The following is a 19,523-nucleotide window of genomic DNA, read 5'->3' on the forward strand; positions in this document are numbered from 1 at the left end:
GCCAGCCCAGAGGTCCGTCCCATGTCACGTCCCAGCGATCGCACTGCCGCGCAGCTTCGTCCGGTCACCATTACCCGCCACTTCACCAAGCATGCTGAAGGGTCCGTGCTGGTGGAATTCGGCAACACCCGCGTGCTCTGCACCGCCAGCGTCGACACCAGCGTGCCACGCTTCCTGAAAGGGAAGAATCAGGGCTGGGTGACCGCCGAGTACGGCATGCTGCCGCGCTCCACCCACTCCCGGATGAACCGCGAAGCGGCCTCCGGCAAGCAGAGCGGCCGCACTCTGGAGATCTCCCGGCTGATCGCCCGCTCCCTGCGCGCGGCGGTAGACCTGACCGCGCTGGGCGAACACTCCATCACAGTTGACTGCGACGTGCTGCAGGCCGACGGTGGCACCCGCACCGCCGCCATCACAGGTGCCTGCGTGGCGCTGGTGGATGCGCTGAACTGGATGGTCGAGAAGGGCATGCTCAAGCAGAGCCCACTCAAGCAGATGATCGCCGCCGTCTCCGTCGGTATGTATGAAGGGGAAGCCATCTGCGATCTGGAGTACATCGAAGACTCCGCCGCCGAGACCGACATGAACGTGGTGATGACCGAAGATGGTCGCATCATCGAGGTGCAGGGCACCGCGGAGGCCGAACCCTTCACCCACGAAGAGCTGCTGGAGATGCTGGCGCTCGCCAAGGGCGGCATCGCCGACATCATTGCGCTGCAGAAGCAGTCACTTGCATGATTTTAAAAACGCGGCATTGACCGCGTTTTTTTATACCCCACGAAAGTAAACGACAAGCCAAGCAAGGAGCCAGAATGAAAGCCTACCAGCGTCAATTTATCGAGTTCGCCCTGGAGAAGCAGGTCCTCAAATTCGGTGAATTTACCCTGAAATCCGGTCGTAAAAGCCCCTACTTCTTCAACGCCGGCCTGTTCAACAGCGGCCGCGATCTGGCCCGTCTCGGCCGCTTCTATGCCGCCGCCCTGATGGATGCCGGCATCGAGTTCGATGTGTTGTTTGGCCCGGCCTACAAGGGGATCCCCATCGCTTCCGCCACCGCGGTGCAGCTGGTTGAGCAGCACGACGTGGACGTGCCCTGGTGTTTCAACCGGAAGGAGGCCAAGGATCACGGCGAGGGCGGCAATCTGGTGGGCAGCCCGCTCAAGGGGCGCATCATGCTGGTAGATGACGTCATCACCGCTGGCACCGCCATCCGTGAATCCATGGATCTGATCCAGGCCAACGGTGCCTCCCTGGCCGGCGTGCTGATCGCGCTGGACCGTCAGGAGAAGGGCAAGGGCGAGCTCTCCGCCATTCAGGAAGTGGAGCGTGACTACGGCGCCCACATCATCGCCATCATCCATATGAGCGATCTCATCGCCTATCTGGAAGAGAAGCAGGCCGAGCAGCCGGAGCTGGCGGCGCAACTGGCCGCCATGAAGGCTTACCGCGCCCAGTACGGCATCTGAGTCGCTGCTCACTACGCGCAATAGTTGAAGGCGGCGCCCGTTGGCTCTCTGGCAGCAAACGGGCGCCGTTTTTTCATCTGCAAAAAGTGGATCATGTGGCTTGAGTTTACCCTTGCAGTAAAGGTTAGGGTTTGTTGGTCGGCGCTCATTCTGGCCGACTGGTTCCGGGGAGGAACAACATGACCACTCATCTTCAATCACCGATTCATCTGCAGTTACCGCTCAGCGGCATGAGCTGCGCCAACTGCGCCAGCCGCATCACGACCGCCCTCAACAAGCTGGAGGGGGTAGAGGCCACCGTCAACTTCGCACTGGAGCAGGCCGCCATCGACCTTGCCAGTCCCGACCGTTTGCCGGCGGTGTTGGAGAGCATCAAGGCGCAGGGTTACGACTACGGCAGCGAGACCATCCTGTTTCAGATCACCGGCATGACCTGTGCTGGTTGCTCGGCCCGCCTGAACAAGATGTTGGCGGCGCTGCCCGGCGTCATCTCCGCCGACGTCAACTTCTCCATCGAGCAGGCCCGTATCGTGCTGGTACCCGGGATGCAGACGCCCGCTGGCCTGCGCGAGCAGATCGAGGCGCTCGGCTTTGGCGCCCAGCTGGCGCAGGGCTCGGCCAGCGGCCGCCGCCAGCAGTTGCTGGAGCGGGAAGCGCAGGAGGCCGCCAGCGCCCGTCAGGCGCAAACCCGGGTCATCGTCTCGGCCCTGCTCACCCTGCCGCTGCTGGCGGGCATGCTGGCCATGGCCGGTCTGCTGCCCTGGCATCTGCCCGCCTGGCTGGAGCTGGTGCTCGCCACCCCGGTGCAGTTCTGGATCGGGGCCCGCTTCTATCGCGGCGCCTGGCTCGCCATCAAGAACCGCTCCGCCAATATGGATGTGCTGGTGGCAACCGGTACCAGTGCTGCCTACTTCTACAGCCTCTATCTGCTGCTTAACCTGGGGATGGCCGCCAGCGGCCAACTCTATTTCGAGGCAAGCGCCATCATCATTACCCTGATTTCTCTCGGCAAGTTGCTGGAGGCACGGGCCAGGCGCAGCACCCAGTCTGCCATTCGCGAACTGATGGCGCTGCGGCCGGAAACCGCCACCGTCTGGCGTGGCGAGAGCTGGCAGAGCGTGGCCATCGACGAGGTGCTGCGCGGCGATCGGCTGCGGGTGCTGGTGGGCGAGCGGGTGCCGGTGGACGGCAGAATCGTGAACGGCGAGAGCGAGCTGGACGAGTCGATCCTCACCGGCGAGAGCCTGCCGGTGCCCCGCGGTGAGGGTGACAAGGTGCTGGGCGGAGCCATCAACCGCTCCGGTGTGCTGGAAATTGAAGCCACTACGGTGGGGGAGGATTCCAGCCTCAGCAAGATCATCGCACTGGTGGAGAATGCCCAGATGGGCAAGGCGCCGCTGCAGCAGCTGGTGGACAAGGTCTCCGCCGTGTTCGTGCCGGTGGTGATGGCCATCGCTCTGTTCACCCTGCTGGTGTGGTACGCCATCAGCAACGACTTCGGTCAGGCGCTGCTGGCGGCGGTGGCCGTGCTGGTGATCGCCTGTCCCTGTGCGCTGGGGCTGGCGACGCCGGCGGCCATCGTCACCGGTACCGGGGTGGCGGCGCGCCACGGCATTCTGATTAAGGATGTCGATACCCTGCAGAAGGCCCACGCCATCAAGGCGCTGATCTTCGACAAGACCGGTACCCTGACCCAGGGCCGGCCGGTACTGGCCAGCTGGAGCGGCAACGACGAACAACTGCGCCTCGCCGCCGCCTTGCAGCAGGCGAGCGAACACCCGCTGGCGCTTGCCATGCGCGAGGCGGTCGGCAAGGAGGCTGCGCTGCCCCAGCCGGAGGCGGTGGAGGTGCGGGTAGGTGCCGGTATTGTCGGTCAGGTCGCCGGCCACACGGTCGCCATCGGCAATGGCTCTTTGCTGGACCAGCTCGGCATCGACGTACCACAACAGGATGAACAAGCCGCCGATGGCGCGACCCGGGTCTGGGTGGCCATCGACGGCGTGGTGGCCGGCATAGCCGCACTGGCCGATACCCTGCGCCCCGAGAGCCCGGATGCCATCGCCACCCTGCGCCAGCGCGGCATCGCCAGCTGGCTGGTGAGCGGTGATGCGCCGGCGCCGGTGGCCCATATCGCCGCCAAGCTGGGGCTGGACGGGGCCTTCGACTCAGTGCTGCCGGCCGGCAAGGTGGAGAAAGTGGAGGCGCTGCGGGCGCAAACCCGCGGGCTGGTCGCCATGGTGGGGGACGGGGTGAACGACGCCCCGGCGCTGGCGGCAGCGGATGTGGGCATCGCCATGGGCTCCGGCTCCGATGTGGCGATGGAGACCGCCTCCATCACCCTGATGCGATCTGACCCGCGGCTGGTGGCCGATGCCATCGACATCTCGGCGGCCACCTGGCGCACCATCCAGCAGAACCTGTTCTGGGCCTTCGTGTTCAACATCATCGGCATTCCGCTGGCGGCGCTGGGTTACCTCAGCCCCGAGCTGGCGGGGGCGGCCATGGCCCTGAGCAGCATCACAGTATTGAGCAATTCCCTGTTATTGAAGCGTTGGCAGCCGCGAGCACTTGCCCAGGTCGGCCACAATCTCAGCACAGAATCGAACCGTTAAGGAGTCATCCATGAACATCAGCAAGGTAGCCAAGGCGACGGGACTGACCGCCAAGACCATTCGCTACTACGAGAGCATCGGCCTCATCTCGGCGCCGGTCCGCAGCGACAACGGCTACCGCAGTTACACCGAGGGGGCGCTGCGCGAGCTGCGCTTCGTCAAGCGGGCGCGGGAGACCGGCTTCAATCTGGAGGAGTGCCAGGAGCTGCTGGCGCTCTACCGGGACGAGCACAGAACCAGCGCCCAGGTGAAGAAGCTGGCGCAGGAGAAGATCGTTGATCTGCGCGCCCGCATCGCCGGCTTGCAGGCCATGCTCAGCTCCCTCGAGGGGCTGGTCGGTTGCTGCCACGGGGATGAAAACCCCGAGTGCCCGATCCTCGACGAGCTGGAGCGCGGCTGAGCCGTCTCTGCCGGCAGGCCGGGGCCTGGCATCATCGACTGACTAACCGCTTAATAACGGACGTTTTATTGTTGGCTCCGAAGGGGTAGTGGTAGACTGTGCGGCTCTTGTACAGGGAGTACGCAGTTGACCCAGAGTGTGACACGTCAGGTGAAGCAGGCCATCATGGCCCAGCTCTATACCCACGCCTCATTCAGCCTGCCTTGCCTGGGTCTGCTGGCGCTTGGCTGGAGCCTGCTGTTCCACGACTACCTGCCCGCCGCCGAAGCGCTTGGCTGGCTGGTCGGGGTGTTGCTGCTGCTGATCTGCCGAGGCTGGCACCTGCGCTGGCGTCAGCCCAGGCTGGCGCAGATCCCGCTGCCGGTGCTGGAGCGTGAGCTCTTCATCGGGGTGACCATCACCTCCATCATCTGGGCGCTGGGCGTGCTGCTCTACATGGACAAGCTGCCCGATACTTATCGTGCCGCCATGATGATGCTCTCCAGCCTGATCCTCACCGGCAGCGCCATCATGCTGTTCGGCAGCCGCCGCTCGCTCTACGGTGCCGTCTTGCCACTCGGGCTGGCCATGCTGTTCGAGCTGGGGGCGGGCAACGAGCAGGAGCGGATCGTCTCCTGCATGCTGGCCGGCTACCTGTTCGTCTTCCTGCCGACCCTGCTGCGCCGCCTGCGGCGGGATCAGGTGGCCTCGCTTTACCACCGTTTCTCCAACGCCGATCTGGTGGCCGAGCTGAAGGCAGTCTCCGAGCATCTCAAGCTCACCTCCCGCTTGGACGGGCTGACCGGCATCGCCAACCGGGCCCACCTCGACTACTGCCTCGAGCGCGCCTGGCGTCGCTGTCACCGGGCCCGGGCGCCGCTGTCGCTGGTGCTGGTGGATGTGGACTACTTCAAGCAATTCAACGACCTGTACGGCCATCAGCTGGGGGACGAGTGCCTGCAGCAGGTGGCGGGTCTGCTGGCTGAAGTACAGCGGCGCGAGGACGATCTCGCCGCCCGCTACGGCGGCGAGGAGTTCGCCCTGCTGTTGCCCTGTACCAGCATGCAGGGGGCGTTGCAGATCGCCGAGAACGTGCGGGTGGCGCTGAAGGATTTGAGCATTCCCCATCAGAAATCCCTGGTTTCCGGGCGGGTCAGTTGCAGCTTCGGGGTGGCGACTCTGGTGCCGGATCAGAGCCTCTCCATCAGCGAGCTGATTCAAAAAGCGGATGCGGCCCTCTACCAGGCCAAGCATAATGGGCGGGATCGTATCGAAGTAGCCTTGATGGGTAAGGTTGCCTGAGTTTCACAAGACAGATTAAAGAGGTCGTCTATGCAATGTCATCGTATCGAAGAGCTGCTGGAGTTGTTGCAGCCTGCCTGGATCAAGGAACAGGATCTCAGCCTGGTGCAGTTTGTTGCCAAACTGGCCGAGGAAGCGGGATTTGAAGGTCCTCTGTCCGAGCTGACCGACGACATGCTGATCTATCACCTCAAGATGCGGGAATCCGACAAGCAGGCGATGATCCCCGGCCTGGCCAAGGATCACGTGCCCGACTTCAAGGAAGCCCTGCTCAAGGCCCGTGGCATCAAGTAAAGATTGCTCCAGCTGGAGCCTTTATTGGTGTTCAAAAGAATCTCTCAAAAAGGCGTTTCGTCAACTGGCGATACGTCTTTTTTGTTGCTTGAAATTGCGACACCACTCGAACATTAGATACATTTTACCCACACAATTAGCAGGCTGTTTAAGATATAATCCGCTCCATAACAATTAATGAGTGGAGCGAAGTGTTGCAATGGCCGACCAGGACAAGATCGATATCAAGGATGTCACCGGCGATGTAACGGGGACATACAACCCCAATACCTTCAAAGCGAGCGATGACAGGTTCAATCCCGGCAACCGCATCTACGTGAGGGCCCAGACCGGCCACTGGCAGCGGGTGCGCAAGGCCATGGGCTGGTTCTTCGTGGTGCTCTTCGTCGCCATTCCCTGGTTGCGCTATGACGGTCGCCAGGCCGTGCTGTTCGACATCGGTCACCAGCAGTTCCACATCTTCGGTGCCACCATCTGGCCGCAGGACCTGACCTTGCTGGCCTGGCTCTTCATGATCGCCGCCTTCGGGCTCTTCTTCGTGACCACCTTCCTCGGCCGGGTCTGGTGTGGCTATCTCTGCCCGCAGACGGTGTGGACCTTCATGTTCATCTGGTTCGAAGAGAAGCTGGAAGGGGCAGCCAACAAGCGCCGCAAGCTGGATGCCTCGCCTTGGAACGCCGAGAAGCTGGCCCGCAAGGGGGCCAAGCATCTGGCCTGGATCCTGCTGTCGCTGGGTACCGGCCTCACCTTCGTCGCCTACTTCCAGGATGTGTTCCAGCTGGTGCCGGACTTCTTCACCCTGCAGGCCAGCGGCTGGGTCATCTTCTGGGTGGTGTTGTTCGCCGCCTGTACCTACGGCAACGCCGGCTGGATGCGCGCCATCATGTGCATTCACATGTGCCCGTATGCTCGCTTCCAGTCCGCCATGTTCGACAAGGACACCTTCATCGTCGGCTATGACGCCAAGCGCGGTGAAACCCGTGGCGCCCGTGCCCGCAAGGCCGATCCCAAGGCGCTGGGGCTGGGGGACTGCATCGACTGCGACCTCTGCGTGCAGGTCTGCCCGACCGGCATCGATATCCGCGACGGCCTGCAGTACGAGTGCATCAACTGCGGTGCCTGCGTCGATGCCTGCGATCAGACCATGGAGCGGATGGGCTATCCGAAGGGGCTCATCAGCTACACCACCGAGCACAAGCTGGCCAACGACTCCACCCACGTGGCGCGGCCCAAGCTGATTGGTTACGGCCTGGTGATGGCGGTGATGCTGGGGGTGTTCGTCTACAACGCCATGTCCATCATGCCGATGGGGCTCGATATCCTGCGGGATCGCAACCAGCTGTTCCGCGAGAACAGCGAGGGGCTCATCGAGAACACCTACACCCTCAAGATCCTCAACAAGACCCTGCATCCCCAGACCTATCAGCTGGATGTGGAGGGGCTGCCGGAGCACGAATGGTTCGGCCCGCGCGAGGTGACTCTCAAATCAGGGGAAATCTTCACCCTGCCGGTGAGCGTGGCGGTCGACCCCTTCAATCTGAAGAAACCGACCCTGGACATTCGCTTCGTGCTCAAACGCGAAGGGGCGGCCGCAGACGACAGCAAGGGGATCCTGCGCCAGCCCAGCAAGTTCATCAGCCGGCTGTGACCGTCGCCACCATGGCCGGTTTTAGCCGGTCATCGGGCGCGGCAATGATAAGCAGTAGTGATAGAATGGGGCGCAACGGCGCCCCTTTCTCATGGTGGATGACATGCGTTTCAACTATTCCGACCTCAATCCCGATCTCATCATGGATGCGCTGGACCTCAGCGGCCTGCGTATCGACTCCGGTCTCATCGAACTCAACAGCTACGAAAACCGGGTCTACCAGTTCCAGGATGAAGATCGTCGCCGCTACGTGGTGAAGTTCTACCGTCCCGGCCGCTGGAGCCGGGCCCAGATCCTCGAAGAGCACGACTTCGCCGCCCGCCTCAATGAGGCGGAGATCCCGGTTGCCGCTCCCATCGCCTTTGCCGGTGAGACCCTGCTGGAGCATCAGGGCTACCCCTTCGCCATCTGGCAGAGCGTTGGGGGTCGCCAGTTCGAGGTGGACAACCTCGACCAGCTGGAGTGGGTGGGGCGCTATCTCGGCCGCATCCACCAGATAGGTGCCAGCCGTCCCTTCCACCACCGAGTCCGGCTCGATGTGGAGAGCATGCTGCACGAACCGCGTCAGCTGCTGGCGTCCGGCGAGTGGCTGCCGAGCGGGCTGGCCAAGTCCTTCTTCGGGGTGCTGGACGAGCTGATCAAGCATGTCAGTGACGCCATGACCCTGGACGTGGCCCAGATCTCCCTGCATGGCGACTGCCATCCGGGCAACATCCTCTGGCGCGATGGTCCCATGTTCGTCGATCTCGATGACTGTCGCAGCGGCCCCGCCATCCAGGATCTCTGGATGATGCTGAGCGGCGAGCGGCACGAGCAGCTGATCCAGCTCGATACCCTGTTGGTGGGCTATGAAGAATTCATGGAGTTCGACCCGCGCGAGCTGGCGCTGATCGAGCCGCTGCGGGCCATGCGCATCGTCCACTACATGGCCTGGCTGGCCCGGCGCTGGGAAGACCCCGCCTTCCCGCGCCACTTCCCCTGGTTCAACACCGATCACTACTGGCGCCAGCAGATCGCGACCCTGCACGACCAGCTGGAAGCGCTCAAGGCACCGCCCCTGACGCTAACGCCTGGCTGGTGATGAGGGAAAGAGAGCGGGCGGGCGGCGGGCGGGACTCGCGTACCCAGCTTGACCATTGACTGCGCAGTGGTGACGCAATAGGCTTGGCACTGCTTCGGTTCGCCGGGCGTGCCTCACAGTGATCCCTTAACAGGAAACGTCATGAAAAAAGTACTATTTTTCCTTGCTGCCATGCTGATGATCCCCATGGTTCACGCCGCCCCCGAATTCAAGGAAGGCGTCAACTACGATGTGGTCAAACAGACCGGTAGCGCCCAACCGGAAGTGCTGGAGTTCTTCTCCTACTACTGCCCCCACTGCGCCAAGTTCGAGCCGATTGCCGAGGATCTGAAGAAGAACCTGCCGGAAGGCGTGCCGATGAAGAAAAACCCGGTGGCCTTCCTAGGCCGCGAGATGGGTCCGGAGATGCAGCGTGCCTACGCCGTTGCCAGCCTGCTGAACGTTGAAGGCAAGCTGACCCCGGCCATCTTCGACAAGATCCACACCCAGCGTCAGTACCCGCAGAGCCGTGCCGACGTGAAGCAGATCTTCGTGGACAACGGCGTGCCGGCTGAGGAGTTCGACGGTGCCGTCGACAGTTTCGCCGTCTCCGGCATGGTCTCCCAGTTTGACCGCAACACCGAGAGCTACAACATCCGCGGTGTGCCGGCCTTCCTGGTCAACGGCAAGTACATGGTGAAGATCGAATCCATTACTTCCCAGGAACAGTTCAACCAGCTGGTGAAATTCCTGCTGGCCAAGAAAGACTGATCCCGCCAGACCCGATGAAAAAAGCCCGCCGGTGCAAACCGGCGGGCTTTTTGTTTGCCATCAGATTGGCCCAAGTCAGACCCCGACGTGGAACGCCTGCTTGAGGTTGCGGATGAAGTCCGCATCCCGGCACAGGGTCTTGCCGGGGCTGTCGGAGATCTTGGCGACCGGGCCGCCGTTGCACTCCATCAGCTTGAAGACGATGTTCATCGGGCTGACGCCGGGCAGATCGCAGGTGAGCTTGGTGCCGATGCCGAAGCTGGTGTTGATGCGACCACGGAAGTGGCGGAACAACTCGACCGCCTTGTCGAGATTGAGGCCATCGGAGAACACCAGTGTCTTCTCGGTGGGGTCGATGCCGAGCCGCTGATAGTGGCTGATGGCCTTCTCGCCCCACACCACGGGATCGCCGGAGTCGTGGCGCAAGCCCTGATAGCGGCTGGCCAGCTCGAAGTCGAAGTCGCGCAGGAAGGCATCCATGGTGATGCAGTCGGTGAGCGCGATGCCGAGGTGGTTGGTGAATTCATCGAGCCAGCTGGTGAGGGCGGCCCGCTGGCTGTGCTCGAGCGGGAAGCCGAGCTGCTGGTGGGCCTGGAACCACTCGTGGGCCTGGGTACCCACCGCCGGCAGGCCGTATTTCTGGGCCAGCAGGTAGTTGCTGGTACCGCGAAACGCCGGCAGCCGCTCCTTGAGACGACCCACCACCGCATCCTGCACCGCGAGGGAGAAGCGGCGCCGGGTGCCGAAGTCGATGAGGTTGAATTCGTTCATCTCCTCCCGGCTCAGCTCCCGCTCCAGCTTGTCGATCTTCTGATCGAGCCGCTCCAGCGCCTGACTGACGCCAAACTGGGGGTAACGGAAGCGGTTGCGCATCTCGCTGATGATGGCGAGCACCGGGATCTCCCACAGGATCACGTCCTGCCAGGGGCCCTCGACCCGCACGTTGATGCGACCGTCCTGTTCGAACACCTTGAGCAGGGAGGCATCGAGAGGCTTGCGGCGCAGGTGGTCGAGGTAATCGGCTGTGAAGAAGGGGCGCTCGGCCAGGAAGTTGAGCTCGGGCCTGGTCAGCCGCAGAGAGCCGGCAAGGTGAAGCTGCTCCTCGATCTGGCCCATCATGGGCAGCAGATCCTCTTCGTTGCGGCTATGGAACTCGGCCACCACCTCGGCATCCGGATAGCGATGAAACACCGCCTGCTGCATGTGCAGCTTGTAAGCATCTGTATCGAGCAGGCTGTTGAGTATGGGTGGCATATCAGACTCCCCGCAGGCGGGTGAACGCAAGAGCGCTCCCCTGCCGCTTTTGTAGATTGCAGACGCCGGTATCGGGCAGGCTGATGAGAATGAGGGGCATATTAGGCGTCCAGCAGGCGTTGTACATCGATCAGGCTCTGGGCGAGTTCGGCGCCGGCCTCGATCATCTGGGTGTGGGCGCTGGCAACCGTCTCGGGGGCGATGCCACGACAGGCATCGAGATGGACGATCACCCGGAAGCCGGCGCGGCGCAGTTGCAGCACGCTGGTCTTGACGCAGTAGTCGGTGGCAAGGCCGCCGGCCAGTACGGTAGTGACGCCGCGGGCGTGCAGAAACTCGATGAGTCCGGTGCTGCGGCGCTCGGCCAGATCGTGGAAGCAGGTGCCGTAGGGGTGCAGATCCGGCTCGACCCCCTTCCAGACGAAGAAGTCGTAATCGACCGGGGCCGGCAGGCCGTCGAGCAGTTCGAAGCCGCGGGTACCCGGCACGCAGTGCACCGGCCAAGTGAGGTCGGCGTTGGGCAAATCCAGCGGCAGCAACATGCCGGCGGGATCGCTGACGGCCCAGGCGGCGTTGGCGGGATGCGAATCCTTGCTGCCGATCCGCAGGCTGGCGAGGGTGGCCTGAGCGTTGAGCGCAGCCACAATATCATCCCCGCCCGCGACGGGCAGTTCGTTCGGGCAGAGGGGGGTAAAGCCCTTCTGCGCATCAATATCCAGGCTGGCGACGGTTCCCATGGAGTGGCTCCTGCACATACTATTCGTGTGATATTATCTACCAAACATTAATCGAAGGCGAGCAGGGCGATCGGCATGTTGAGAATGAGTCTGGATATGGTGGTGCTGCGGTTGAACGAGGAGCGGCTCGAGCTGCTGCTTGAGACCCGCGATCGCCCGCCCTTTGCCCACTGCTGGCAACTGCCGGCGCTGCGCATCGACGAGACCCGGGATCGGGATCTGGACGCGGCTCGCCATCGCCTGCTGACCGAGTGGGGGCTGGGTCACTGCTACAGCGAGCAGGTCTGCACCCTCGGCAATCTGGAGCGGGATCCCCGTGGCTGGTCCACCACCCTGGTCTATCTCTGTCTGGTGGACTCCGAGGTCGAAGTCGTGCACGGCTGCTGGCACCCGCTCTGTGACCTGCCGGGGCTCAGCCTCGCCTTCGACCACACCCAGCTGATCGCCCGGGGGCTGGAGCGGCTGCGGATCAAGAGTCGCTACAGCACCTTGCCGCTGCAACTGCTGGGGGCCGAGTTCACCCTCTCCGAGGTGCAACGGGCCTTCGAGATCATCCTGCAGACGCCGATGAACACGGCGGCCTTTCGCAAGCGGATCCACCGCGCCGGCATCCTGCTGGATACCGGCCGCAAGCGTACCGGCAAGCAGCGCCCCGCCATCCTCTACCGGATGGAGAGCCCCTGCTGCGTGATGTTCGATCAGGTGATGAACGGAGCGGAAGCGTGAGTGAGATCAGCGTGCACAAGGTGCTGGTCAGCGCCTGTTTGCTGGGCCAGCCGGTGCGCTACGACGGCCAGAGCAAGGGGATCGTCAGCGACTGGCTGCGCGAGCTGGGGGCTGAAGGACGAGCGCTGGCGTTTTGCCCTGAGGTGGCGGGCGGCCTGCCGACCCCGCGCCCCCCTGCCGAACGGCAAGGCGAGCGGGTGCTGACCGAGGGTGGACTGGATGTGACGGCAGAGTTCGATCACGGCGCCCGGCTGGCGCTGCAACTCTGCCAGGCTCAGGGCATTCGCTTCGCCCTGCTGAAGGAGGGGAGCCCCTCATGCGGCAGCGGCCGCATCTATAACGGCCGCTTCGAGGGGGTCTCTGTGGCGGGCGAGGGCATGACCACGGCCCTGTTGCGCCGCCACGGCATCCTGGTGTTCAGCGAGGATCAGCTGCCCGAGCTGGCCTCGGTGCTCGCCTTGGCTGCCCGCGGCTCGGCCTGAGCCGCCGCATCGGCTGCCTGCCACTGCGCCAGCACGGTGTCCTTCTCCTGCCAGCGCTGGTTCAGCCACTGCTGGAAGCCGCGTTTGAACTGCTTGTCGTTGAAATAATCCCCCACCAGCTGCTCATCCACCGGCAGCTCCTCGATCCGTACCCGGATGCGCTTCATCCGTCCCATCAGGAAATCCTTGAACGGGGTTTCGGGGTTGTCCGGGTAGCTGATGGTGACGTTGATCAGGCTGTCGAACTGCTCTCCCATGGCCGCCAGGGTGAAGGCCAGCCCGGCCGCCTTGGGCGACATCAGGTGCTGGTAACGGGAGCGGGAGGCGTCGCGCTTCGCCTCGGTGAAGCGGGTCCCCTCCACGAAATTGATGACTGTGGTGGGGATGTGGCGAAACTTCTCGCAGGCGTTGCGGGTGGTTTCGATGTCCTTGCCCCGCAGGTGCGGGTTCCTCAGCAAAAACTCCCGTGAGTAGCGACGCATAAAGGGCATATCGAGCCCCCAGCAGGCGAGCCCCAGTAGCGGGATGTAGATGAGCTCGTGCTTCATGAAGAACTTGGGCACCGGCAGCCGGTCGCGAAACAGATGACCCAGCACCACGATATCGGTCCAGCTCATGTGGTTGCTGATGATCAGATACCAGCCATCCTTGCGCAGCCGGGTGTCATCCTCCACCTGCCAGTCGATGCGGGTGGTGAGGCGGATCACCAGGGCGTTGCAGGCCAGCCACAGGCGCATGAAACGGTTGTTGAGGCGACTGCAGGCACGGCCAAAGGCCGGGATCGGCAGCAGCAGCTTGGCCAGTGACACCAGCAGGATCAGGCTGGCGCACAGGGCGGTAAACAGTATGGTCAGGCCGGCGCTGATGAGCAGCACCAGCGGACCCGGGAGCAGGGTTAGCATGGCGTCGTTGAGGGCGTCTTGTCCGCCAGCAGCTGGTCCAGGGTCTGGTCCTTCTCGCGCCAGATCCCGTTCAGCCACTGTTGAAACTCTTGTTGGAACTCGGGGTCATTGAAGTAATCCCCCACCAGATTGCGTTCGATCGGCAAAAAGCGGACTCGAACCTTGATCTCCTTGACCCGACCGCACATGAAGTCCCAGTAACTGGGGATGCCGTCCGGATAGGCGATGGTCACATCCACCAGCTTGTGCAGCTGATCACCCATGGCCGCCAGAGTGAAGGCGATGCCGCCAGCCCGCGGGTGCAGCAGGTGGCGATAGGGTGCCGCCTGTTTGTCGTGTTTGCGGGCGGTGAAGCGGGTGCCCTCCACGAAGTTCATCACACTCACCGGAATATGGCGGAACTTGGCACAGGCCTGGCGCGTGGTCTCTATATCTTTTCCCTTCAGATGCGGCTTCTTTTCCAGCAACTTGCGCGAATATCGCCGCATGAAGGGGAAATCCAGCGCCCACCAGGCCAGGCCGAGAAAAGGTACCCAAATCAGTTCTTTCTTGAGGAAAAACTTCAGGAAGGGGATTTTTTGATTAAAAATCCGCTGCAGTACCAGTATGTCGACCCAGGATTGATGGTTGGCAATCACCATATACCACTCATTCCGGCGCCCTTTGTCCACTCCGACCACATCGAAAGGGGTTCTGATGATGGTTTTCTGGATCAGGTTGTTGAAACCGATCCAGCAGCCGGCACTGCCATCCAGCAGCGCGTTGCAGAGGGTGCGCCACCCCTTGAGGGGCAGCAACAGCTTGAGCAGGCCCAGCGTGAGGATGGGGATAAACCAGAACAGGGTGTTGAGAAAATAGAGCAGGGTCGAGAGGCTGCCGCGCAGTCGCTCAATCAGCTTGTTGGGCATGGGTCGGGTCCGTCTTGCTGTCGATAAGGGGCCATCAAGTGGTCAGATCTGTGGCCATAATATCAGCCGACGGCCCGCGAGACCATGCGAGGGGCCATCGCGGTCGCTTCCTGCCCTGTATCAGCCGCTGCGCAGCCGCGACAGCAGCCGGTCCATGGCCCGGTAGCCGAGCGCCTCGATCAGGTGCTCCTTCTCGATGGCCTGTCGTCCTGCCAGATCCGCGATGGTGCGCGACACCCGCAGGATGCGATGCCAGGCCCGGATGCTGAGCCCCAGCTTCTGGATGGCGTTCTCCAAAAATTCGGCATCTTGCGGTGATAGTCGGCAAATATCATCTATCTCACGGCTATCCAGCAGGTTGTTGAGCTTGCCGTTACGGCTCAGCATACGCTCCCGCGCCCCCAGCACCCGCTCGCGGATCTGCTGGCTCGACTCCCCCCGCTCCGCCTTGCCGGTCAGGCTGCCTTTGGGCAGCAGCGGCACCTCCACCGTCAGGTCGAAGCGGTCGAGAAAGGGGCCGGAGAGCTTGCCAAGGTAGCGCAGGATCTGATCCGGGCTGGAGCGGGTCTGGCCATCGCCATAGTGGCCGCAGGGGCTGGGGTTCATGGCGCCCACCAGCTGGAAGCGGGCGGGAAAATCCACCTGGCGGGCGGCCCGGCTGATGGTGATGTGGCCCGTCTCCAGCGGCTCACGCAGGGAGTCGAGCACCTTGCGCTCGAACTCGGGTAACTCATCCAGAAACAGCACCCCGTTGTGGGCCAGGGATATTTCACCGGGCCGCGGGTGACTGCCACCCCCCACCAGCGCCACTGCCGAGGCGCTGTGGTGCGGCGTGCGGTAGGGCCTGTGGTGCCAGTGACCGGCGCGCGGGGTGAGGCCGCCGATGGAGTGGATGGCGGCGGTCTGCTGCGCCTCCTGTTCGCTCAGTGGCGGCAAGATGCCGGGCAATCGGCTGGCCAGCATGCTCTTGCCGGTGCCGGGCGGGCCGATGAACAGCAGGTTGTGGCTGCCGGCGGCGGCGATCTCCAGCGCTCGCTTGGCCTGGGACTGGCCGATCACGTCCTGCAGGTCCGGCACATCGGGCAGGGCCTCCGTGGTCTGGGGATCCGGCTGCGGCAGCTCATATTGACCCGCCAGCCAGGCGGTGACGGCCAGCAGCTGATGGGCGGTGCGCACTTCGGCGTCCTGAATGAGGGAGGCTTCCGGGCCGTTCTCTCGCGGTACCAGCAGGGTGCGACCCGCATCGCGGCAGGCGAGCACGGCGGGCAGCACCCCGAGCACGGGACGGATCTCGCCGGTCAGGGCCAACTCGCCTAAAAATTCGTGATCGAGCAGGTATTTGGCGGGTATCTGCTTGGAAGCGGCGAGAATGCCGATGGCGATGGCCAGATCGAAGCGGCCCCCCTCCTTGGGCAGATCGGCGGGGGCCAGATTGACCGTGATGTGTTTGCTCGGGAACTCGAAATTGCCGTTTAGCAGGGCGCTGCGCACCCGATCCCGCGACTCTTTCACCGAGGTTTCCGGCAGGCCCACCATGTTGAAGGCGGGCAGCCCGTTGGATAAATGGACTTCCACCGTCACTTGCGGGGCCGCAACACCTAAGCTGGCACGGCTATAAACCACAGCTAATGACATAAATCCCGTCCTTGGTTTGATGTATGTGCTGGTTAACCGTTTTTTATTAGTTTTTTGTTCCAATCGACGCGTTCGGACTCAGTCAAAATCAGAGTCTTGTCAGGCAAAAAACGCTTGCCCAATAAAAATCACCGTGCTAGTTCTAATAGCCATTCGCGGTAAAAACCGCCCAATTTCACAGGATTTCCGGTTGTAACTATGAACATGGCCTCCCGTTTCGTCAGCATTATTGTGGTCCTAGTGGTGATTATTATCTCACCGCTCGGGGCTCGTTTAGCTGCACGGAACAAGGGATAGACCCACCACCGGACAGAACGAAACAAGCGACCCCCGAGCCTCACAGCTCGGGGGTTTTTTTTCGACCAAAGGACAGGATTTTGCAGATGAACGGCGCGCAGTTTTTGGTACAGGCTCTCAAACAACAGGGTGTGACTCAGGTGTTTGGTTACCCGGGCGGGGCCATCATGCCGGTCTACGATGCCCTGTATGACGGTGGCCTGGCCCATCAGCTCTGCCGCCATGAGCAGGGTGCCGCCATGGCGGCGGTAGGTTATGCCCGCGCTTCCGGTCAGGTGGGGGTCTGCATCGCCACCTCCGGCCCCGGCGCCACCAACTTGGTAACTGGCCTCGCGGAGGCGCTGCTCGATTCGGTGCCGCTGGTGGCCATCAGCGGTCAGGTGCCCTGTGCCGCCGTCGGGACCGATGCGTTTCAGGAGGTCGACGTGCTCGGCATGTCTCTCTCCTGCACCAAGCACTCCTTCATGGTGACCGATGTGGCCGATCTGCCGCGGGTCATCACCGAGGCCTTCGCCATCGCCAGTGAAGGGCGCCCAGGCCCGGTGCTGATCGACCTGCCCAAGGATGTGCAACTGGCCGCGGTGCCTGCCCAGAGCCCGCTGTTTGCGGTGGCAGAGCCCGAGCATCTGAGCCAGGCCGAACTGACGGCCGCCCGCACCCTGCTGGCCTCCGCCGAGCGCCCGGTGCTCTACGTCGGTGGCGGGGTGGGCATGGCCAATGCCGAGCAGCAGCTGCGCGATTTTGCCGCCGCCACCGGTATGCCTGCGGTCACCACCCTCAAGGGGATAGGAGCGCTCGACCCCGACAGCCCCGTTTATCTCGGCATGCTCGGCATGCACGGCACCAAGGCCGCCAACTACGCGGTGCAGCAGTGCGACCTGTTGCTGGTGGTGGGCGCCCGTTTCGATGATCGGGTGACCGGCAAGCTGGAGGAGTTCGCCCCCGAAGCCAAGGTGATCCATCTCGATGTGGATGCCGCCGAGTTCGGCAAGCGCCGCGCCGCCGAGGTGGGCATCACTCAGGATCTCAAACAGGTGCTGCCGCGCCTCGCCATGTCCCTCTCCATCGACCCATGGCGTGAGCATTGCGCGAACATGGCCCGCGAGTATGCCTTTCGCTACGACCACCCCGGTCAGCCCATCTATGCCCCGGCGCTGCTCAAGCAGCTCTCTGCCAGGTTGCCGGAGACCAGCGTGGTGGCCTGCGACGTGGGTCAGCACCAGATGTGGGTGGCCCAGCACATGCGCTTCACCAGTCCGCGCAACCACCTCTCCAGCGCCGGTCTCGGCACCATGGGCTTCGGCCTGCCGGCCGCCATCGGCGCCAAGATGTCGCGCCCCGAAGATGAAGTGGTGCTGGTGAGCGGTGACGGCTCCTTCATGATGAACGTGCAGGAGCTCGGCACCATCCGCCGGGCCCAGCTCAAGGTGAAGATGGTGCTGCTGGACAACCAGCGCCTCGGCATGGTGCGCCAGTGGCAGGAGCTGTTCTTCGACGGCCGCTACAGCGAGACCATCCTCTCCGACAACCCCGATTTCATCGCCCTGGCTGCCGCCTTCGGCATCCCCGGCGAAACCATCACATGCAAGGATCAGATAGCCGGCGCCCTCGATCGCCTGCTGGCCAGCGAGAGTGCCTACCTGCTGCATGTGGCCATTTCAGAGGAAGAAAACGTCTGGCCCCTGGTTCCGCCAGGAGTCGCCAACCACCAGATGATGGAGCAACGCCCATGAGTCAGTTCAATACCTTGCAAATCCATGCCCAGCCCAGACCAGAAGTGATGGAGCGGGTGCTGCGGGTGGTTCGTCACCGCGGTTTCAACCTCTGCGCCCTCAACATGGAGCAGGATTGCCAACAACTGCGGATCACGGTTACTGTCGAGTCGGTGCGTCCCATCCAGCAGTTGTGGAGCCAGCTGGTGAAGTTGGTGGACGTCTCCCGGGTCGATGCACTGGAACAGCAACCCCGGATCAGAGCTTAAGGAGCCAAGCCAATGTCACAGCCTTCCCAATCCGCCACTCACCCCCAATACATCTGGTTCAACGGCAAACTGGTGCCCTGGCAGGATGCCCAGGTGCACGTGATGAGTCACGCCCTGCACTATGGCTCCTCGGTGTTCGAAGGGGTGCGCGCCTACGATACCCCCAAGGGGACCTGCATCTTCCGCCTGCAGGAGCACACCCGCCGCCTGTTCGACTCCGCCAAAATCTACTGGATGGACGTTCCCTACAGCGAGGCCGACGTGAATGAAGCCTGCCGCACCGTGGTGCGCGAGAACGGCCTGAAGAGCGGCTACCTGCGCCCGCTGGCCTTTGTCGGCAACGTGGGGCTGGGGCTGCATCCGCCGCTGGATGCCAAGGCCGACCTGATGGTGGCCGCCCTGCCGTGGGGTGCCTATCTGGGGGAAGAGGGGCTTAAAAACGGGGTGGATGTCTGTGTCACCTCCTGGAACCGGCTCGCTCCCAACACCATTCCCACCGGCGCCAAGGCGGGCGGGAACTACCTTTCTTCCCAGCTGATCAGCCGCGAGGCCAAGCGCAACGGCTTCGCCGAGGGGCTGGCGCTGGACGTGAACGGCTACCTGAGCGAAGGGGCGGGGGAGAACCTGTTCCTGGTAAAGAACTGCGTGCTGTTCACCCCGCCCGCTACCGCTGCCATCCTGCCCGGCATCACCCGTGACACCATCATGACGCTGGCCCGTGACTTGGGTTACGAGGTGCGCGAGCAGGCGCTGCCCCGCGAGGCCCTGTATGTCGCAGACGAGATCTTCATGACCGGCACGGCCGCCGAGGTGACCCCGGTGCGTTCCGTCGATCGGATGAAGGTGGGCGCAGGCTGTCGCGGCCCGGTGACCGAGCAGCTGCAAAACGCCTTCTTCGGCCTGTTCAACGGTCAGACCGAGGACAAGTGGGGCTGGCTGACCCCCGTCAACGACTGATGAGAGAGGGGAGGCGTCATGCCTCCCCGAGTCGCTTCCGGTCAGGGCTCTGCGCGGTGCCCTCACCAGGATCGATTCCCGATCCGAGAGTCACTTTTTCATTTCCAAAGAT

The 19,523-nt window shown here is 63.1% G+C and carries 19 protein-coding genes; 14 read left to right on the top strand and 5 right to left on the bottom strand.

The annotated features are described in order from the left end of the window. Nucleotides 1-21 precede the first annotated feature (21 nt). The 9 genes from rph to AACQ43_RS18270 all read left to right on the top strand — a co-directional run bounded on the left by rph (nt 22) and on the right by AACQ43_RS18270 (nt 9,532). A complete protein-coding gene (gene rph / locus AACQ43_RS18230; RefSeq protein ID WP_039213069.1) occupies nt 22-738 on the top strand; it encodes a ribonuclease PH in 717 nt (238 codons plus the stop codon). Nucleotides 739-812: 74 nt separating this feature from the next. After that, nucleotides 813-1,466: an orotate phosphoribosyltransferase gene (gene pyrE / locus AACQ43_RS18235; RefSeq protein ID WP_168968137.1), complete on the top strand. Its 654-nt coding sequence runs from the start codon at nt 813-815 to the stop codon at nt 1,464-1,466. A gap of 179 nt (nt 1,467-1,645) precedes the next feature. After that, entirely contained in the window at nt 1,646-4,078 is a 2,433-nt protein-coding gene (locus AACQ43_RS18240) for a heavy metal translocating P-type ATPase (RefSeq protein ID WP_168968139.1), read from the top strand. 10 nt (nt 4,079-4,088) lie between these two features. After that, entirely contained in the window at nt 4,089-4,478 is a 390-nt protein-coding gene (gene cueR, locus AACQ43_RS18245; RefSeq protein WP_010635698.1) for a Cu(I)-responsive transcriptional regulator, read from the top strand. Between the two features lie 126 nt (nt 4,479-4,604). Continuing rightward, nucleotides 4,605-5,759 (top strand): GGDEF domain-containing protein, encoded by a 1,155-nt coding sequence (locus tag AACQ43_RS18250; protein WP_168968141.1) that lies wholly within the window; start codon nt 4,605-4,607, stop codon nt 5,757-5,759. A gap of 30 nt (nt 5,760-5,789) precedes the next feature. Beyond that, nucleotides 5,790-6,053 carry a YihD family protein gene (locus AACQ43_RS18255; protein WP_005306857.1) on the top strand — a complete coding sequence of 88 codons (264 nt, stop codon included), beginning with the start codon at nt 5,790-5,792 and terminating at the stop codon, nt 6,051-6,053. A 199-nt stretch (nt 6,054-6,252) separates the two neighbouring features. Further along, complete coding sequence (ccoG, locus tag AACQ43_RS18260) at nt 6,253-7,701, top strand: cytochrome c oxidase accessory protein CcoG (protein ID WP_168968143.1); 1,449 nt, start codon at nt 6,253-6,255, stop codon at nt 7,699-7,701. 91 nt (nt 7,702-7,792) lie between these two features. Next, on the top strand, nt 7,793-8,782 hold the full coding sequence (locus AACQ43_RS18265; RefSeq protein ID WP_168968145.1) for a serine/threonine protein kinase: 990 nt from the start codon (nt 7,793-7,795) through the stop codon (nt 8,780-8,782). 141 nt (nt 8,783-8,923) lie between these two features. Next, nucleotides 8,924-9,532, top strand: a complete 609-nt coding sequence (locus tag AACQ43_RS18270) for a thiol:disulfide interchange protein DsbA/DsbL (protein ID WP_011707872.1) — start codon at nt 8,924-8,926, stop codon at nt 9,530-9,532. Between the two features lie 75 nt (nt 9,533-9,607). On the opposite strand, the gene pncB is transcribed toward AACQ43_RS18270, so the two are convergent. Beyond that, nucleotides 9,608-10,786 (bottom strand): nicotinate phosphoribosyltransferase, encoded by a 1,179-nt coding sequence (gene pncB, locus AACQ43_RS18275; RefSeq protein WP_029302345.1) that lies wholly within the window; start codon nt 10,784-10,786, stop codon nt 9,608-9,610. 101 nt (nt 10,787-10,887) lie between these two features. Further along, a complete protein-coding gene (locus AACQ43_RS18280) occupies nt 10,888-11,523 on the bottom strand; it encodes a nicotinamidase (RefSeq protein WP_011707867.1) in 636 nt (211 codons plus the stop codon). 75 nt (nt 11,524-11,598) lie between these two features. On the opposite strand from AACQ43_RS18280, the gene AACQ43_RS18285 reads away from it, so the two are divergent. Beyond that, the gene (locus tag AACQ43_RS18285) at nt 11,599-12,249 is read left to right on the top strand and encodes an NUDIX hydrolase (RefSeq protein WP_043164002.1); all 651 of its coding nucleotides are present in this window, start codon (nt 11,599-11,601) and stop codon (nt 12,247-12,249) included. Beyond that, on the top strand, nt 12,246-12,731 hold the full coding sequence (locus AACQ43_RS18290) for a DUF523 domain-containing protein (RefSeq protein WP_168968147.1): 486 nt from the start codon (nt 12,246-12,248) through the stop codon (nt 12,729-12,731). Before AACQ43_RS18285 ends, AACQ43_RS18290 begins: the two co-directional genes overlap by 4 nt. Here AACQ43_RS18290 and AACQ43_RS18295 read toward each other — a convergent pair. The 3 genes from AACQ43_RS18295 to AACQ43_RS18305 all read right to left on the bottom strand — a co-directional run bounded on the left by AACQ43_RS18295 (nt 12,677) and on the right by AACQ43_RS18305 (nt 16,176). Continuing rightward, complete coding sequence (locus AACQ43_RS18295; protein ID WP_168968149.1) at nt 12,677-13,633, bottom strand: acyltransferase; 957 nt, start codon at nt 13,631-13,633, stop codon at nt 12,677-12,679. The two genes, AACQ43_RS18290 and AACQ43_RS18295, sit on opposite strands and share 55 nt — an antisense overlap. Beyond that, nucleotides 13,627-14,541 carry an acyltransferase gene (locus AACQ43_RS18300; RefSeq protein ID WP_076362187.1) on the bottom strand — a complete coding sequence of 305 codons (915 nt, stop codon included), beginning with the start codon at nt 14,539-14,541 and terminating at the stop codon, nt 13,627-13,629. The genes AACQ43_RS18295 and AACQ43_RS18300 overlap by 7 nt, the downstream gene beginning before the upstream one ends. A 120-nt stretch (nt 14,542-14,661) precedes the next feature. Next, a complete protein-coding gene (locus AACQ43_RS18305) occupies nt 14,662-16,176 on the bottom strand; it encodes a YifB family Mg chelatase-like AAA ATPase (protein WP_168968151.1) in 1,515 nt (504 codons plus the stop codon). 383 nt (nt 16,177-16,559) lie between these two features. Between AACQ43_RS18305 and ilvG the strand changes: the two genes are divergently transcribed. The 3 genes from ilvG to AACQ43_RS18320 are packed head-to-tail and all read left to right on the top strand — an operon-like array spanning nt 16,560 to nt 19,411. Beyond that, nucleotides 16,560-18,206, top strand: a complete 1,647-nt coding sequence (gene ilvG, locus AACQ43_RS18310) for an acetolactate synthase 2 catalytic subunit (protein ID WP_168968153.1) — start codon at nt 16,560-16,562, stop codon at nt 18,204-18,206. Further along, entirely contained in the window at nt 18,203-18,454 is a 252-nt protein-coding gene (gene ilvM, locus AACQ43_RS18315; protein WP_005306810.1) for an acetolactate synthase 2 small subunit, read from the top strand. The genes ilvG and ilvM overlap by 4 nt, the downstream gene beginning before the upstream one ends. A gap of 12 nt (nt 18,455-18,466) precedes the next feature. Beyond that, on the top strand, nt 18,467-19,411 hold the full coding sequence (locus tag AACQ43_RS18320; protein ID WP_076362184.1) for a branched-chain amino acid transaminase: 945 nt from the start codon (nt 18,467-18,469) through the stop codon (nt 19,409-19,411). Nucleotides 19,412-19,523 lie beyond the last annotated feature (112 nt).

The organism is Aeromonas sp. DNRA1 (genome assembly GCF_963888745.1).
In the GTDB taxonomy this organism is placed as follows: Bacteria; Pseudomonadota; Gammaproteobacteria; order Enterobacterales; family Aeromonadaceae; genus Aeromonas; species Aeromonas hydrophila.

Excerpts from the sequence above, each read along its gene's own strand:
- rph (WP_039213069.1), top strand. The coding sequence starts at position 22 with ATGTCACGTCCCAGCGATCGCACTGCCGCGCAGCTTCGTCCGGTCACC.
- pyrE (WP_168968137.1), top strand. The coding sequence starts at position 813 with ATGAAAGCCTACCAGCGTCAATTTATCGAGTTCGCCCTGGAGAAGCAG.
- AACQ43_RS18240 (WP_168968139.1), top strand. The coding sequence starts at position 1,646 with ATGACCACTCATCTTCAATCACCGATTCATCTGCAGTTACCGCTCAGC.
- cueR (WP_010635698.1), top strand. The coding sequence starts at position 4,089 with ATGAACATCAGCAAGGTAGCCAAGGCGACGGGACTGACCGCCAAGACC.
- AACQ43_RS18255 (WP_005306857.1), top strand. The coding sequence starts at position 5,790 with ATGCAATGTCATCGTATCGAAGAGCTGCTGGAGTTGTTGCAGCCTGCC.
- ccoG (WP_168968143.1), top strand. The coding sequence starts at position 6,253 with ATGGCCGACCAGGACAAGATCGATATCAAGGATGTCACCGGCGATGTA.
- AACQ43_RS18265 (WP_168968145.1), top strand. The coding sequence starts at position 7,793 with ATGGTGGATGACATGCGTTTCAACTATTCCGACCTCAATCCCGATCTC.
- AACQ43_RS18270 (WP_011707872.1), top strand. The coding sequence starts at position 8,924 with ATGAAAAAAGTACTATTTTTCCTTGCTGCCATGCTGATGATCCCCATG.
- pncB (WP_029302345.1), bottom strand. The coding sequence starts at position 10,786 with ATGCCACCCATACTCAACAGCCTGCTCGATACAGATGCTTACAAGCTG.
- AACQ43_RS18280 (WP_011707867.1), bottom strand. The coding sequence starts at position 11,523 with ATGGGAACCGTCGCCAGCCTGGATATTGATGCGCAGAAGGGCTTTACC.
- AACQ43_RS18285 (WP_043164002.1), top strand. The coding sequence starts at position 11,599 with ATGTTGAGAATGAGTCTGGATATGGTGGTGCTGCGGTTGAACGAGGAG.
- AACQ43_RS18295 (WP_168968149.1), bottom strand. The coding sequence starts at position 13,633 with ATGCTAACCCTGCTCCCGGGTCCGCTGGTGCTGCTCATCAGCGCCGGC.
- AACQ43_RS18300 (WP_076362187.1), bottom strand. The coding sequence starts at position 14,541 with ATGCCCAACAAGCTGATTGAGCGACTGCGCGGCAGCCTCTCGACCCTG.
- AACQ43_RS18305 (WP_168968151.1), bottom strand. The coding sequence starts at position 16,176 with ATGTCATTAGCTGTGGTTTATAGCCGTGCCAGCTTAGGTGTTGCGGCC.
- ilvG (WP_168968153.1), top strand. The coding sequence starts at position 16,560 with ATGAACGGCGCGCAGTTTTTGGTACAGGCTCTCAAACAACAGGGTGTG.
- ilvM (WP_005306810.1), top strand. The coding sequence starts at position 18,203 with ATGAGTCAGTTCAATACCTTGCAAATCCATGCCCAGCCCAGACCAGAA.
- AACQ43_RS18320 (WP_076362184.1), top strand. The coding sequence starts at position 18,467 with ATGTCACAGCCTTCCCAATCCGCCACTCACCCCCAATACATCTGGTTC.